The following is a 14,138-nucleotide window of genomic DNA, read 5'->3' as shown; positions in this document are numbered from 1 at the left end:
CCGGCGGAGCGCGACATGGTTGAAAGACGCGGCACACAGGGCATCCTGGCCCATGTGGTGATGATCCTCGGCGTCCTGATCGTCGCCTTCCCGCTGTACCTGGCGTTCGTGGCTTCCACGCACACCGCGCAGGAGATCGTGCAGGCGCCCATGCCGCTGCTGCCCGGCTCGAACATGATCGACAGCTACAAGGGCGCGCTCTTCGGGCGCGAGAACAGCGCGGGCTCCAACGCCCCGGTGGCGCACATGATGTGGGTGAGCTTCGTGACGGCCATGGTGATCGCCATCGGCAAGATCTCGATCTCGCTGCTGTCGGCCTTCGCCATCGTGTATTTCCGCTTCCCGTTCAAGAAGATCTGCTTCTGGGCCATCTTCGTGACGCTGATGCTGCCGGTGGAGGTGCGCATCCTGCCGACCTACAAGGTGCTGTCGGACCTGAACATGCTGAATTCGTACGCGGGCCTGACGGTGCCGCTGATCGCGTCGGCCACGGCGACCTTCCTGTTCCGCCAGTTCTTCCTGACCGTGCCGGACGAGCTCACCGAAGCCTCTCGCATGGACGGCGCGAGCCCCATGCGCTTTTTCTTCGATGTGCTGCTGCCGTTGTCGAAGACCTCGATTGCGGCGCTGTTCGTGATCCAGTTCATCTACGGCTGGAACCAGTACCTGTGGCCGCTGCTCGCGACCACGAGCGAAGACATGTACCCCGTGGTGGTCGGCATCAAGCGAATGATTGCCGGCGGCGACGGGCAGAACGAATGGAACGTCGTGATGGCCACCGCCATTCTCGCGATGCTGCCACCCGCGCTGGTGGTGATCCTGATGCAAAAGTGGTTCGTCAAGGGCCTCGTGGACACTGAAAAATAACTATGGCTGCTCTCTCTCTTCGCAACGTCATCAAGCGCTACGGCCACGGGCCCAAAGCCAACCAGGTCATCCACGGCGTGAGCGCCGAGATCGCCGACCATGAATTCATCGTGATCGTGGGCCCCTCGGGCTGCGGCAAGTCGACGCTGCTGCGCATGGTGGCCGGCCTGGAAGAAATTTCCGCCGGCGAGATTGCCATCGGCAACAAGGTCGTCAACCAGCTCGAACCCTCCGAGCGCGACATCGCCATGGTGTTCCAGAACTACGCGCTCTACCCGCACATGAGCGTGTTCGCGAACATGGCCTACGGCCTGAAGATCGCCAAGGTGCCGGTGCCCGAGATCAAGGTGCGGGTCGACAAGGCCGCCAAGATCCTCGAACTCGGCCACCTGCTGGAGCGCAAGCCGCGCGAACTCTCCGGCGGCCAGCGCCAGCGCGTGGCCATGGGCCGCGCCATCGTGCGCCAGCCGCAGGTGTTCCTGTTCGACGAACCGCTGTCCAACCTGGACGCCAAGCTGCGCGCGCAGACCCGCCTGGAAATCCAGAAGCTGCACCGCGAGCTCGGCATCACCTCGCTGTTCGTCACGCACGACCAGGTCGAGGCCATGACGCTGGCGCAGCGCATCATCGTGATGAACGGCGGCGTGATGGACCAGTTCGCCACGCCCGAGGAGGTGTACAACCGCCCCGCCACCACCTTCGTGGCCAGCTTCATCGGCTCGCCGCCGATGAACCTGCTCAGGCAGGCGCCGGGCGTGCGCCCGGGCCAGATCCTGGGCATCCGCCCCGAGCACATGAAGCTCGACGAAAGCGGCTGGACGGTGCAGGTCGAGCAGGTCGAGCTGCTAGGCGCCGAGCGCCTGGTGTACGGGCGCATCGGCGAGGAACAGATCATCATGCGCACCGACGAGGGCGACCGTCCGCCGGTGCCGGGCGACACCGTGAAGATCGCGGCGCGCGAAGAAAAGCTGCACTGGTTCGACGCCGGTTCGGGCAAGCGCGCGGACTGAGCCATGGCTTTGTCTACACCCTGGCCCTACCCCCGCTGGGTCGCGCACCGCGGCGCCGGCAAGCTGGCGCCCGAGAACACGCTGGCGGCCTTCAGGCTCGGCGCCTCGCACGGCTACCGCATGTTCGAGTGCGACGCCAAGCTCAGCGCCGATGGCGTGCCGTTCCTGATGCATGACGACAAGCTCGATCGCACCACCGGCGCCAAGGGCACCGGCGGGGCCCAACCCTGGAGCGCGCTGTCGCAACTGGATGCGGGCAGTTGGCACTCGCCCGGCTACGCGGGCGAGCCCTTGCCCACGCTGGAGAACCTCGCACGCTTCTGCCTGGCGAACGACCATCTGCTCAACATCGAGATCAAGCCCACGCCCGGCACCGAGCGCCAGACCGGCGAAGTGGTCGCGCAGCAGGCCGCGCAGTGGTGGCAAGGCGCGGCCGTCCCGCCGCTGCTGACCTCCTTCAAGGTCGAGTCGCTCGAAGGCGCGCAGGCCGCGCAACCCGAGTTGCCGCGCGGGCTGCTGCTCGACACCCTGTGGGCCGGCTGGCTCGAAGCCGCGCAACGACTGGGCTGCGTGGCCATCGTGTGCAAGCACACGCTGTGGGACGCGGCCGTGGTCGCGCTGGTGCACGGCGCGGGCATGCGCGCACTGAGCTACACCGTCAACGAGGAGGCGCACGCGCAGCGGCTCATCACGCTGGGCACCGACGGCATCATCACCGACCGGGTCGACCTCTTCAGCCCGGCAGGCTGAGGCACACGTCTCTTACAGGCGCTTACCTCATGGCCGCTTCTATGATGCGGCCATGAAACGGACCTCTCGCCTGGCGAGCTACTGCCTCGCCGCCCTGCTGGCCCTGTCGATGTGCGGCCTTGCGCTGGCCCAGCCCGACGCCAGCATGAACGCCGGCAGCGGCAACCCCAACAACGCAGCCAACACAGCCACGGTGGCGCCCCCGGCGCCCACGGTGGCGGAATTGCGCACGCAGTTCAACAAGATCACGACCGAGGCGGCCCGCGGCGACGGCACCGACGAGGACGCGCGCAAGCAGCTCGGGCTGATCAACGACATCGGCGCGCAGGCCGACAAGTTCGTGGCCGCACGCACCAGCGACCTCGCCGACCTCAATGCACGGCTGGGCGAACTCGGCAACGCCCCCGGCGCCGGCGCCACCGAAGACCCCGACATCACCCGCCAGCGCGCCAGCCTGACCAAGGAACGCAATGCGCTCGACGCGGACATCCGGCTCGCCAAGCTGCTGTCCATCGACGTGCGCCAGCGCGGCGCAGACCTCGTCGCGCAGCGGCGCGAACTGTTCGAGGCCCAGCTCACCGAGCGCGCGGCCTCGCCGCTCACCGGCGCCTTCTGGACCGCCCTGCGAGAGGCCTGGCCCGACGACATGGAGCGGCTGCAGGCCATGGGCTCGGCGCTCGACGACGGCTTTGCGCAGGCCCTGGCGCCCGCGTCGCGCACGCTGGTGATCGCCACGCTGGTCGGCGCGCTGCTGCTCGCTTTCGGGGGCATCTGGGGTGCCGAGCACGCGCTCACGCGCCTGGCGATGCGGGTGCTGCCTGCCGGACGGCTGCGGCGCTCGTTGCTGGTGATTGCCATCGTGGCGAGCCACATTCTGCTGGTGGCAGTGGCCGCGCACGGCTTCGTGGAGGTACTCAAGGCCCACGCCACATGGGACGCGCAGGCGCGCAAGGCGCTGCAGTCGACCGCGCAGGCGCTGACGTTCATGGCCTTCGTCATCGGACTGGGCCGCGCGCTGCTGGCCACCTCCCGCCCTTCGTGGCGGTTGCCGCCCATTCCGGACGCCACGGCCAGCAAGCTCGCCGTGCTGCCGTGGCTGGTGGCGCTGGTGGCGGCGCTGGCCTGGACGCCGGCCGAGATCAATGCGCTGGTCGACGCCAGCTTTGCAGCCGTGGTGGCCACGCACGTGCTGACGGCGCTCGTCCTCACCGCGCTGGTAGGCACCGTGATCTACCGGCTCAAGGCGCTGCGCGCCAACGCGCCGGAGGCCGGACTGCCCGAGCGGCCGATGTGGGTCGGCCTGCTGGTCGCGCTGATCGGCGTGCTGATGATCGCCATCTGGGTGCTGGTGGCCCTGGGCTATGTGGCGCTGGGCAGCTTCCTGGCCTCGCAGCTGACCTGGACCGGCATCGTGGCCGCGGCCTTCTACGTGCTGTTCAAGTTCGCCGACGACGTGTTCACGGCCGTGGTGTCGTCGCGCAGCGCCTTCGGCCAGAAGCTGCAGAAAAGCTTCGGGCTCGCGCCGCAGACGCTGGACCAGGCGGCTACGGTGCTCTCGGGCATCAGCCGGGTGGCGCTGTTCGTGTACATGCTGATCGCGCTGGCCGCGCCCCTGGGCACTTCGCCGGGCGAGGTATTCCAGCGCAGCGGCAAGCTGGGCTCCGGCGTGAAGGTGGGCGAATTCCAGCTGGTGCCGGGCGCCATCCTGAGCGCCCTTGCGGTGGCGGTGATCGGGTTCATCGTGCTGCGGGTGTTCAAGCGCTGGCTCGAACGCAGCTACCTGCCCAACACGCAGCTCGAGCCGGGCATGCAGAGCTCCATCACCACGCTGCTGGGCTACGTGGGCGGCATTCTGGTGGTTGCCTTCACGCTCTCGGCGATGGGCATCGGCATCGAGCGCATCGCGTGGGTGGCGAGCGCACTGTCGGTGGGCATCGGCTTCGGCCTGCAGGCGATCGTGCAGAACTTCATCTCGGGCCTGATCCTGCTGGCCGAACAGCCGGTGAAGGTGGGCGACTGGGTGGTGCTGGGCACAGCCGAGGGGGACGTGCGGCGCATCAACGTGCGGGCCACGGAAATCGTGCTGGGCGACCGTTCGACGCTGATCGTGCCGAACTCGGAGTTCATCACCAAGACCGTGCGCAACATGACGCTGTCCAACGCCGAGGGCCGCGTCCTGATCCGCCTGCCGATGCCCTTGACCACCGACGCGCAGCGCGTGCGCGAACTGATCCTCACAGCCTGCAGGGCGCACGAAGGCGTGCTAGAAACGCCGGCGCCCTCGCTCACCCTCGAAGGCATCGAGAACGGGCTGCTGATCTTCCAGGCCATCGCCTACGTGGCGAGCCCCCGGCTGGCGGGCGGCGTGCGCAGCGACCTGCTGTTCGTGATCCTCGACGAGCTGAAGAAGGCCTCGCTGCCGCTGGCGGTTCCGACGATGGTGATGGCGGCGACAGCGGCTGCACCGGAGCCGCTGGCCACGCCCACCGTGCCTTCTTCGACGGCGTCTCCGATTCCGGGCGTGCAAGGTTGAAAGGCGGCGCTGAAGCCGTGGGCGCATCTGGGGCCCTTGTCGTGCGCGCCATGCACGTGCACGACCTCGACGCGGTGCTGGCGATCCAGCTGGCCTGCTACGGCGCGGGGTTCGTGGAGGACGGCGCGTTGATCGCGCGCCGTCTCGCGGCCGCACCGCACACGGGCTGGGTGGTGGAACACGGGGAACACGGGGGTGGGGTGCGGGCCTATCTGACGGGCTACCCGTCGGTGGTGGGCAAGCTGACGCCGCTGCACGGCGAGTTCGAGGTGGCCGCCGCGGCCGATACGCTGTACCTGCACGACCTGGCCGTGCACCCCGAAGCCTCGGGGCTGGGCCTCGGGCCGCGGCTGGTGCGCCATGCCTGGGCCCATGCGGCGCAGGCCGGCTGGCGGCATTCGACGCTGGTGTCGGTGCAGTCTTCGGTGGGTTTCTGGCTGCGCCAGGGCTACGGAGCCGGGCAACCCGCCGGCCCCGACCAGCAGGCCCGGCTCGCCACCTACCCTGGCGATCCGGTCTACATGGTCCGGGCGCTGGACTGAGCGGCTGTCAGCGGCGCCAGCCGCGCATCGCCAGCCACTGCACCGTGCCGCAGACCGCCACCAGCACGGCATAGGTCGCCATCGTCCCGTCGCGACCGGACACCACGAGACCGGCCACCGACACGACCACCCCGGCCAGGAAGGTGAATGCGCATTGCACCCACCAGCGCGGCACGCCGGCGCGCCGCCCGCCCAGGAAACGCCCGGCCAAGGCCAGCACCAGGGCCAGGAAAGCCGCGGGTGCCACAAAATTGAGCAGGTGATTCAGGAGGGCCAGAAGGTCCATCGGGAGGGGGTATGCATGCGTCGGGTCATGCGGGCAGTGTTATGGCTGTCATAGGGAAAGCCATTTGTCCCTGCGCAAGCCAGGCGCGGCTGCTGATTTTATAATCACGCGCATGTCAGTCTGGGCTCTCGGCTTGAACCACACGACCGCGCCGCTTGATCTGCGCGGTCGTTTCGCGTTCGCGCTCGATCAGATCGCCCCCACGCTGCAGAGTTTGCGCAGCTCTTTCGGCACCGGCCGCCACCCCCAGGTCGAAGCCGCGATCATCTCCACCTGCAACCGCACCGAGATCTACTGTGCCTCGGAGCACATCGCGCTCGACCACACCTTCGGCTGGCTGGCGCAAAGCGGCGGCGTGGCCCCGGCCCTGCTGCGCTCGCATGCCTACACCCTGCATGACGACGAGGCTGCGCGCCATGCCTTCCGCGTGGCCAGCGGGCTCGACTCCATGGTGCTGGGCGAGGCGCAGATCCTCGGCCAGATGAAGGACGCCGTGCGCGCCGCCGAAACCGCCGGCGCGCTCGGCAGCACGCTCAACCAGCTGTTCCAGCGCTCGTTCGCCGTGGCGAAAGAGGTGCGCACCGCCACCGAGATCGGCGCCCACTCCATCAGCATGGCCGCCGCCGCGGTGCGCCTGGCCGGCCAGCTCTTCGAAGACCTGCGCAAGACGCGCGTGCTGTTCGTCGGCGCCGGCGAAATGATCGACCTCGCGGCCACGCACTTCGCGGCCAGGGAACCCAAGTCGATCGCCATTGCCAACCGCACGCTCGAACGCGGCGAAAAGCTGGCCTCGCGTTTCGGCGGCGAAGCCATGCGGCTGGCCGACCTGCCCGCGCGGCTGGCCGAGTTCGACATCGTCGTGAGCTGCACCGCCAGCACGCTGCCGATCATCGGCCTGGGTGCCGTGGAGCGCGCGCTCAAGGCGCGAAAGCACCGCCCGATGTTCATGGTCGACCTGGCCGTGCCGCGCGACATCGAGCCCGAAGTGAAGGCCCTCGAAGACATCTACCTCTACACGGTGGACGACCTCGCCCAGGTCGTGCAGCAGGGCCAGGCGAATCGCCAGGCCGCCGTGGCGCAGGCCGAAGTCATCATCGACGCGGGCGTGCAGAGCTTCATGCACTGGCTGGACCAGCGCGGCACCGTGCCGCTGATCCAGCAGCTCAACGCGCAGACCGACGAATGGCGCGCCGCCGAGCTGGCGCGCGCCCGCAAGCTGCTGGCCAAGGGCGAATCGGTCGAAGCCGTGCTCGAAGCCATGTCGCGCGGGCTCACGCAAAAAATGATGCATGGCGCCATGGCCGAGCTGCACGCGGGCGACGCCGCCTCGCGCGAGCAGACGGCGCAGACCATCTCGCGCCTGTTCCTGCGCAAAGAGCGTTAGCGACGCGGGCCACCGCGCGGCCCCGTGGCCGCAGCTTCCTTGCGCCCTGCAATCGCACGGCCGCAACCCCTCATTTTTCCGAGTCCCCTTCCGCCGTGAAATCCTTTCTGCGCCATCAACTCGAACGCTACGTCCAGCGCCTGGGCGAACTCGACTTCCTGCTCTCGCGCGAGGACATCATGAGCGACATGGCGCAGTACCGCACCATCTCGCGAGAGCACGCCGAGATCACGCAGATCGCCGGCCGCTACGAGCGCTACAGGCAGCGCGAGGCCGACATCGCCGGTGCGAAGGAGATGCTCGACGACCCCGACATGGCCGAGATGGCGAAGGAAGAAATTTCAGGCGCCGAGCCCGAGCTGCTCCAGCTCGAAGAGGAGCTGCAGCGCCTGCTGCTGCCCAAGGACCCGGACGACGCGCGCAACGCCTTCATGGAAATCCGCGCCGGCACCGGCGGCGACGAGTCCGCCCTGTTCGCGGGCGACCTGCTGCGCATGTACACGCGCTACTGCGAGCGCGCCGGCCTGCGCTGCGAGGTCGTGAGCGAGAGCGCGAGCGAGCTCGGCGGCTACAAGGAAGTGGTGATCCGCATCGTCGGCGACGACGTCTTCGGCAAGCTGCGCTTCGAGTCCGGCGGCCACCGCGTGCAGCGCGTGCCGGCCACCGAGACGCAAGGCCGCATCCACACCAGCGCCTGCACCGTCGCCGTGCTGGCCGAGCCCGACGAGACCGTGGCGGTCCAGATCAACCCGGCCGACCTGCGCATCGACACCTATCGCGCGAGCGGCGCGGGCGGGCAGCACATCAACAAGACCGACTCGGCCGTGCGCATCACGCACATCCCGACCGGCATCGTGGCCGAGTGCCAGGACGACCGCAGCCAGCACCGCAACAAGGCCAAGGCGCTGCAGGTGCTGTCGGCGCGCATCCAGGAAAAGGACCGCAGCGAGCGCGCCGCCAAGGACGCGGCCATGCGCAAGGGGCTCATCGGCAGCGGCGACCGCTCCGACCGCATTCGCACGTACAACTTTCCGCAGGGGCGGCTCACCGACCACCGCATCAACCTCACGCTCTACAAGCTGCTGTCCATCATGGAAGGCGACCTGGGCGACGTGCTGGACGCGCTGCGCGCCGCGCGCGAGGCCGAGCAGCTGGCCGAGCTGGAATCGAGCCTGCCGGCGTGATGGGCACCGAAAACCCGTTGCCCTCGACCGTGGCGCAGGCGCTCGCGGCGGGCGTCGCGCTGGGCGTGGACCGGCTCGACGCACAGCTGCTGCTGCTGCACGCCCTGGGCCGCGCCCCGCACGACCGCGCCTGGCTGCTCGCGCACGACACCGATGCGATGCCCGGTGCCGCGTGGTCCGCGCTGGCCGCGCAGCTGTCGCGCCGCCTGGCGGGCGAGCCGGTGGCCTACCTGCTGGGCGAAAAGGAATTCCACGGCCTCGACCTGCGGGTCGATGCGCGCGTGCTGGTGCCCCGCCCGGACACCGAGACACTGGTCGAATGGGCCCTGCAGTGCCTCGAAGGCCGCGCCGCGCCGCGCGTGCTCGACCTGGGCACGGGAAGCGGCGCGATCGCGCTGGCCCTGCAGCACGCCCGCCCCGACGCACAGGTCGATGCGGTCGAAGCCAGCGCCGACGCGCTTGCGGTGGCGCTGGCCAATGCCCGGCGCCTCGGCCTGCCGGTGCGCTTCGCCCAGGCGAACTGGCTCGATGGCGCGGGCAGCGGGTACACGGTCATCGCCAGCAACCCGCCGTACATCGCCGCTGGCGACCCGCACCTGCCCGCCTTGCGCCACGAGCCGGTTTCCGCGCTGGTGGCGGGGGCCGACGGCCTCGACGACATCCGCCGGATCGTGCAGCACGCCCCCGATCACCTCGCACAAGACGGCTGGCTGCTGCTCGAACACGGCCACGACCAGGCCCCGGCGGTGCGGCAGCTGCTCGCCGGGCGCGGTTTTGCCGACGTGCAAAGCCGCGACGACCTTGCCGGCATCCCGCGCTGCTCAGGCGGAATCTGGCGCGCGGTGAAATAATCCCCTCAGCCCACTTTTCAGGAGTTCCCCATGTCCGACGCTCAGCAACGCATCGACGATCTCGTCAAAACCAACGAACTCGTGCTCTTCATGAAGGGGAATGCGAGTTTCCCGATGTGCGGTTTCTCGGGCCGCGCCATCCAGATCCTGAAGGCGGTCGGCGTCGACACCAAGGCGCTCAAGACCGTCAACGTGCTCGAAGACGACGGCATCCGCCAGGGCATCAAGGAATACAGCAACTGGCCCACCATTCCGCAGCTGTACGTGAAGGGCGAGTTCATCGGCGGCTCGGACATCATGATGGAGATGTACGAATCCGGTGAGCTGCAGCAAGTGGTGAACGGCAGCCCCGCCTGATTTCACGAGGACTGCAATGAGCCACGATCACGGCCATTCGCACACTCACGACGACCATCCGGTCGATTCGGCCGAACCGGCCTGGAAGCACGACGGCGTGCGCGTGGTCGCGGCCAACCAGCTCGACGTCAATACCGCGCAGACGCCCGGCATGAACCGGGCGGCGGCCATCAACTTCGCGCGCGTCGGCGCACAGAAGCTGTGGGCCGGCACGGTGACCATCCACGCCGATGCCAAGACCGGCGCCCACCACCACGGCCACCTCGAATCGGTGATCTACGTGGTGCGCGGCCGGGCCCGCATGCGCTGGGGCGAGAAGCTCGAGTTCACGGCAGAGGCCGGACCCGGCGATTTCATCTACGTGCCGCCCTTCGTGCCGCACCAGGAAATCAACGCGAGCGCGACGGAGTCGCTGGAATGCGTGTTGTGCCGCAGCGATGGCGAAGCGGTGGCTGTGAACCTCGACATCGAACCCGTCGAAAAGCCCGAATCGGTGCTGTGGGTCGACCCCACGCACCCGCACGGCGGCGTCTGAGCGCTTTTCCGGGGCCGAGTCATGGCACCATGGCGCTCTTCGCCGTGCCACCATGAACCTGACCCAAAGCCTGCTCATCATCGTCTTGCTGATCGCGTTGAGCGCGTTCTTCTCCCTCGCCGAAATCACGCTGGCCGCCTCGCGCCGCCTGCGCCTGCGCCAGATGGCCGACGAAGGCGACCCGCGGGCGGAAAAGGTGCTGCGCGTGCAGGAGCAGCCAGGCCACTACTTCACCGTGGTGCAGATCGGCCTGAACGCCGTGGCCATCCTCGGCGGCGTGGTCGGCGAAGGCTCGCTCAGCCCCTACTTCGCGGTGTTCTTCGAGCGCTGGTTGAGCGTCGAGGCCTCCGCCAACGTCGCGTTCCTGTGCTCGTTCGTCATCGTGATCGCGGTGTTCCTGGTGTTTGCCGACCTGTTCCCCAAGCGCCTGGGCATGAGCAATCCCGAACAGCTCGCGGTGCGCATGGTCGGGCCGATGCAGGTGCTCATCACCACCTTCAAGCCGCTGGTGTGGTTCTTCACCCGCTCGACCGACATGCTCTTCAAGCTGCTGGGCATGCCACTGGTTCGCGACGACAAGATCACCTCGGCCGACATCCTGGCCATGACCGAGGCCGGCGCACGTGCGGGCGTGCTCGCGGTGCGCGAGCAGCAGGTGATCGCCAATGTGTTCGAGCTGGAGACGCGCCTGGTGAGCAGTGTGATGACGGCCCGCGAGAGCATCGCCTGGTTCCTGCACGACGACCCCGAGTCAGTGCTGCGTGCGCGCATCGTGGCCGAGCCCTTCTCGGCGTATCCGGTGTGCGACGGCGACATCGACCACGTGCTGGGCTATGTCGACGCAAAGGACATGTTCCAGCGCGTGCTCAGCGGCCAGCCGCTGGCCTTCGACCAGGGGCTGCCGCTGCACAAGGCGCTGGTCATTCCCGACCGGCTCTCGTTGACCGAGGTGCTCGAGCAGTTCCAGCAGGCGCATGAAGACTTCGCGATCATCGTCAACGAGTACAGCCTGGTGGTGGGCGTGATCACGCTCAACGACGTGATGAGCACGGTGATGGGCGACCTGGTGACGATGCCCGACGAAGAGCAGATCGTGCGGCGTGACGAGAACTCATGGCTCATCGACGGCATCACGCCCATCCAGGACGTGCAGCGCGCGCTGCACATCGACGAGTTGCCGCATTCGGAGGAATACGAAACGCTCGCGGGCTTCCTGATGGTGATGCTGCGCCGCGTGCCCAAGCGCACCGACAACGTGACATGGGGCGGCTACACCTTCGAGGTGATGGACGTGGACAGCTACCGCATCGACCAGGTGATGGTCACGAAGGGCTCGGGCACAGCGAAGGCGCCGGCCGCCTGACGGGCGCTACAGGTTTCAGGCCGCCGAGCGGTCCTTGTCTTTCTCGCGCTCGCGGTCCTTGTCGTTGAACGCCCAGAGCCGCTGGTTCGCGAAGACCGCGTTCGGGTACGGCGACTTGCCACGGCTGCCGTTGTAGCGGCCCAGCGTCATGTAGAGGTCGCCGTTCTCGCGGTCGAGGTAGTGGCGCAGGATCACGCAGCCGAAGCGCAGGTTGGTCTGCATGTGAAAGAGCTTGGCCGAATCGCTGTCGCCGATCACGCGCGTCCAGAACGGCATGACCTGCATGTAGCCGCGCGCCCCGGCGCTCGACACCGCGAACTTGCGGAAGTTGCTCTCGACCTGAACCAGCCCGAGCACCAGGCTCACCTCCAGCCCGGAGCGCTTGGCCTCGTACCACGCGGTTTGCAGGAACTCGATGCGCGAGGGCGCATCGGCCACCTTCTTCTTGAGCCGTTCGCTCATCTCGCCGAGCCAGCGCAGGTACGCCAGGCGAGCCTCGGTGTTCGCAAACTGGGGAACCGGGGGCGCCTTGTTGTGGATGGCCGAACTCAGCGCGGTGCGCACCGAGTCGATGAGCGGCTCCTCGATCTGCGCGCCGGCCAGGGCGGTCTGTGGCAGCGACAGCACCGTCAGGGCGCCCGCGCTCACGGCGCCGCCCAGGCACTGGCGCCGCGAGAGGCCGCCCTCAAGGCTCATGCAGCGAGCTTGCCGGTGATGAAGTCGGCGATGCCGGCCGACGGCACCTTGGTGGCTGCCGTGTCGCGGCGGTGCTGGTATTCGAGCTGGCCCTCTTTCAGGCCGCGGTCGGAGATGACCACTCGATGCGGCACACCGATGAGTTCCCAGTCGGCGAACATCGCGCCGGGGCGCTCGCCGCGGTCGTCGAGCAGCACGTCGACGCCCTTGGCGAGCAGCTCTTCGTAAAGCGCCTCGGCGGCGGTCTTGACCTCCGCGCTGCGGTCCATGCCGATCGGGCAGACCACCACGGTGAAGGGCGCGATGGCGTCGGGCCAGATGATGCCGCGCTCATCGTGGTTCTGCTCGATGGCGGCGGCAGGCAGGCGCGTGATGCCGATGCCGTAGCAGCCCATCTCGAGGAACTGCGGCTTGCCGCCTTCGTCGAGATAGGTGGCATTCATGTCCTTGCTGTACTTGGTGCCGAGCACGAACACATGGCCCACTTCGATGCCGCGCTCGATGGCCAGCACGCCCTTGCCGTCGGGCGAGGCGTCGCCGGCGACCACGTTGCGCAGGTCGGCCACGAGTTCGGGCTCGGGCAGGTCGCGGCCCCAGTTGACGCCGGTCATGTGGAAGTCGACCTCGTTGGCGCCCGTGATCCAGTCGGCCATGACGGCCACCTCGCGGTCGGCCACGAGCTTCACGGGCTTCTTGAGGTTCAGCGGGCCCAGGTAGCCGGGCTTGCAGCCGAAATGCTCGTCGATTTCGGCCAGGTTGGCGAAGCGGAAGCCCTTGTCCAGGCCCGGCAGCTTGCCGACCTTGATCTCGTTCATCTCGTGGTCGCCGCGCAGCAGCAGCAACCAGACCTGCGCGCCCTTGATGTTGCCGGCGGCGTCGACGACGTCGGTGGCCAGCACGAGCGACTTCACGGTGGTGGACAGCGGCACGCCGAGCAGCGCGGCGACGTCTTCGCAGGTGCTCTTGGCCGGCGTGGCGGTCTTCTCAAGCGCCTTGGCGGCGGCGGGGCGCGGGCCGGCCGGTGCCAGCGCCTCGGCTTTTTCCATGTTGGCGGCGTAGTTGCTGTCGGGGCAGTAGACGATGGCGTCCTCGCCCGTCGCGGCGATCACCTGGAACTCTTCGCTCAGGTCGCCCCCGATGGCGCCGCTGTCGGCAGCCACGGCGCGGTAGCGCAGGCCGAAGCGATCGAAGATGTTGCGGTAGGCCTGCGCCATGACCTGGTAGCTGGCCTTGGCGGCGTCGAGGTCGCGGTCGAAGCTGTACGCGTCCTTCATGATGAATTCGCGCCCGCGCATGAGGCCGAAGCGCGGACGGCGCTCGTCGCGGAACTTGGTCTGGATCTGGTAGAAATTCCTGGGCAGCTGCTTGTAGCTGCGGATTTCCTGGCGCGCGATGTCGGTCACCACCTCTTCGCTGGTGGGCTGGATCACGAAGTCGCGGTCATGCCGGTCCTTGATGCGCAGCAGCTCGGGGCCCATCTTCTCGAAGCGGCCGGTCTCTTGCCAGAACTCGGCCGGCTGCACGACGGGCATCGCCATCTCGACGGCACCGGCGCGGTTCATTTCCTCGCGCACGATGGCCTCGACCTTTCGGATCACGCGCAGGCCCATGGGCATGTACGTGTAGATGCCCGTGCCGAGCTTCTTGATCATGCCGGCACGCGTCATGAGCCGGTGGCTCGCGACCTCGGCGTCAGCGGGCGCTTCCTTGAGGGTGGAGACAAAAAATCGGGAAGCTTTCATCGGGATCGTTCGGATGGATTCGCTGGACTCGAAAGTGG

General features: G+C 68.1%; 14 protein-coding genes. 11 read left to right on the top strand and 3 right to left on the bottom strand.

Going from position 1 to position 14,138, the window contains the following annotated elements; genetic code table 11:
- Positions 1-15: 15 nt before the first annotated feature.
- Genes ugpE through AC1DJH_RS31035 form a run of 5 tightly spaced genes read left to right on the top strand, consistent with a single transcriptional unit; the run spans position 16 to position 5,702 of the window.
- Positions 16-867 (top strand): sn-glycerol-3-phosphate ABC transporter permease UgpE, encoded by an 852-nt coding sequence (gene ugpE, locus AC1DJH_RS31055; protein ID WP_435437255.1) that lies wholly within the window; start codon positions 16-18, stop codon positions 865-867.
- Positions 868-869: 2 nt separating this feature from the next.
- Complete coding sequence (ugpC, locus tag AC1DJH_RS31050; protein ID WP_435437254.1) at positions 870-1,877, top strand: sn-glycerol-3-phosphate ABC transporter ATP-binding protein UgpC; 1,008 nt, start codon at positions 870-872, stop codon at positions 1,875-1,877.
- Between the two features lie 3 nt (positions 1,878-1,880).
- On the top strand, positions 1,881-2,627 hold the full coding sequence (ugpQ, locus tag AC1DJH_RS31045) for a glycerophosphodiester phosphodiesterase (RefSeq protein WP_478188338.1): 747 nt from the start codon (positions 1,881-1,883) through the stop codon (positions 2,625-2,627).
- A gap of 52 nt (positions 2,628-2,679) precedes the next feature.
- On the top strand, positions 2,680-5,160 hold the full coding sequence (locus AC1DJH_RS31040) for a DUF3772 domain-containing protein (RefSeq protein ID WP_478188337.1): 2,481 nt from the start codon (positions 2,680-2,682) through the stop codon (positions 5,158-5,160).
- A 50-nt stretch (positions 5,161-5,210) separates the two neighbouring features.
- A complete protein-coding gene (locus AC1DJH_RS31035; RefSeq protein ID WP_478188352.1) occupies positions 5,211-5,702 on the top strand; it encodes a GNAT family N-acetyltransferase in 492 nt (163 codons plus the stop codon).
- Positions 5,703-5,709: 7 nt separating this feature from the next.
- Here AC1DJH_RS31035 and AC1DJH_RS31030 read toward each other — a convergent pair whose 3' ends face one another.
- On the bottom strand, positions 5,710-5,988 hold the full coding sequence (locus AC1DJH_RS31030; protein WP_478188336.1) for a hypothetical protein: 279 nt from the start codon (positions 5,986-5,988) through the stop codon (positions 5,710-5,712).
- 112 nt (positions 5,989-6,100) lie between these two features.
- Between AC1DJH_RS31030 and hemA the strand changes: the two genes are divergently transcribed.
- The 6 genes from hemA (at position 6,101) to paeA (ending at position 11,662) form a co-directional block, all read left to right on the top strand.
- Positions 6,101-7,372 carry a glutamyl-tRNA reductase gene (gene hemA, locus AC1DJH_RS31025; protein WP_472125372.1) on the top strand — a complete coding sequence of 424 codons (1,272 nt, stop codon included), beginning with the start codon at positions 6,101-6,103 and terminating at the stop codon, positions 7,370-7,372.
- Positions 7,373-7,467: 95 nt separating this feature from the next.
- A complete protein-coding gene (prfA, locus tag AC1DJH_RS31020) occupies positions 7,468-8,556 on the top strand; it encodes a peptide chain release factor 1 (protein WP_478188335.1) in 1,089 nt (362 codons plus the stop codon).
- Positions 8,556-9,407, top strand: a complete 852-nt coding sequence (gene prmC / locus AC1DJH_RS31015) for a peptide chain release factor N(5)-glutamine methyltransferase (RefSeq protein ID WP_478188351.1) — start codon at positions 8,556-8,558, stop codon at positions 9,405-9,407. Before prfA ends, prmC begins: the two co-directional genes overlap by 1 nt.
- A gap of 30 nt (positions 9,408-9,437) precedes the next feature.
- Positions 9,438-9,764, top strand: coding sequence for a Grx4 family monothiol glutaredoxin (gene grxD, locus AC1DJH_RS31010; protein ID WP_093134857.1), 327 nt, complete (start codon positions 9,438-9,440; stop codon positions 9,762-9,764).
- A 16-nt stretch (positions 9,765-9,780) separates the two neighbouring features.
- Positions 9,781-10,299 carry a cupin domain-containing protein gene (locus tag AC1DJH_RS31005; protein WP_435437246.1) on the top strand — a complete coding sequence of 173 codons (519 nt, stop codon included), beginning with the start codon at positions 9,781-9,783 and terminating at the stop codon, positions 10,297-10,299.
- A 52-nt stretch (positions 10,300-10,351) separates the two neighbouring features.
- Entirely contained in the window at positions 10,352-11,662 is a 1,311-nt protein-coding gene (paeA, locus tag AC1DJH_RS31000) for a polyamine export protein PaeA (RefSeq protein ID WP_478188334.1), read from the top strand.
- A 15-nt stretch (positions 11,663-11,677) separates the two neighbouring features.
- Here paeA and AC1DJH_RS30995 read toward each other — a convergent pair whose 3' ends face one another.
- A complete protein-coding gene (locus AC1DJH_RS30995) occupies positions 11,678-12,358 on the bottom strand; it encodes a lytic transglycosylase domain-containing protein (RefSeq protein ID WP_478188333.1) in 681 nt (226 codons plus the stop codon).
- The gene (locus AC1DJH_RS30990) at positions 12,355-14,100 is read right to left on the bottom strand and encodes a proline--tRNA ligase (protein WP_478188332.1); all 1,746 of its coding nucleotides are present in this window, start codon (positions 14,098-14,100) and stop codon (positions 12,355-12,357) included. The genes AC1DJH_RS30995 and AC1DJH_RS30990 overlap by 4 nt, the downstream gene beginning before the upstream one ends.
- Positions 14,101-14,138: the final 38 nt, after the last annotated feature.

This window comes from Variovorax sp. 10N412 (assembly GCF_056394985.1).
Note: the sequence above shows the minus strand (reverse complement) of the source record. Positions and strands in the feature narration are given on the sequence as shown.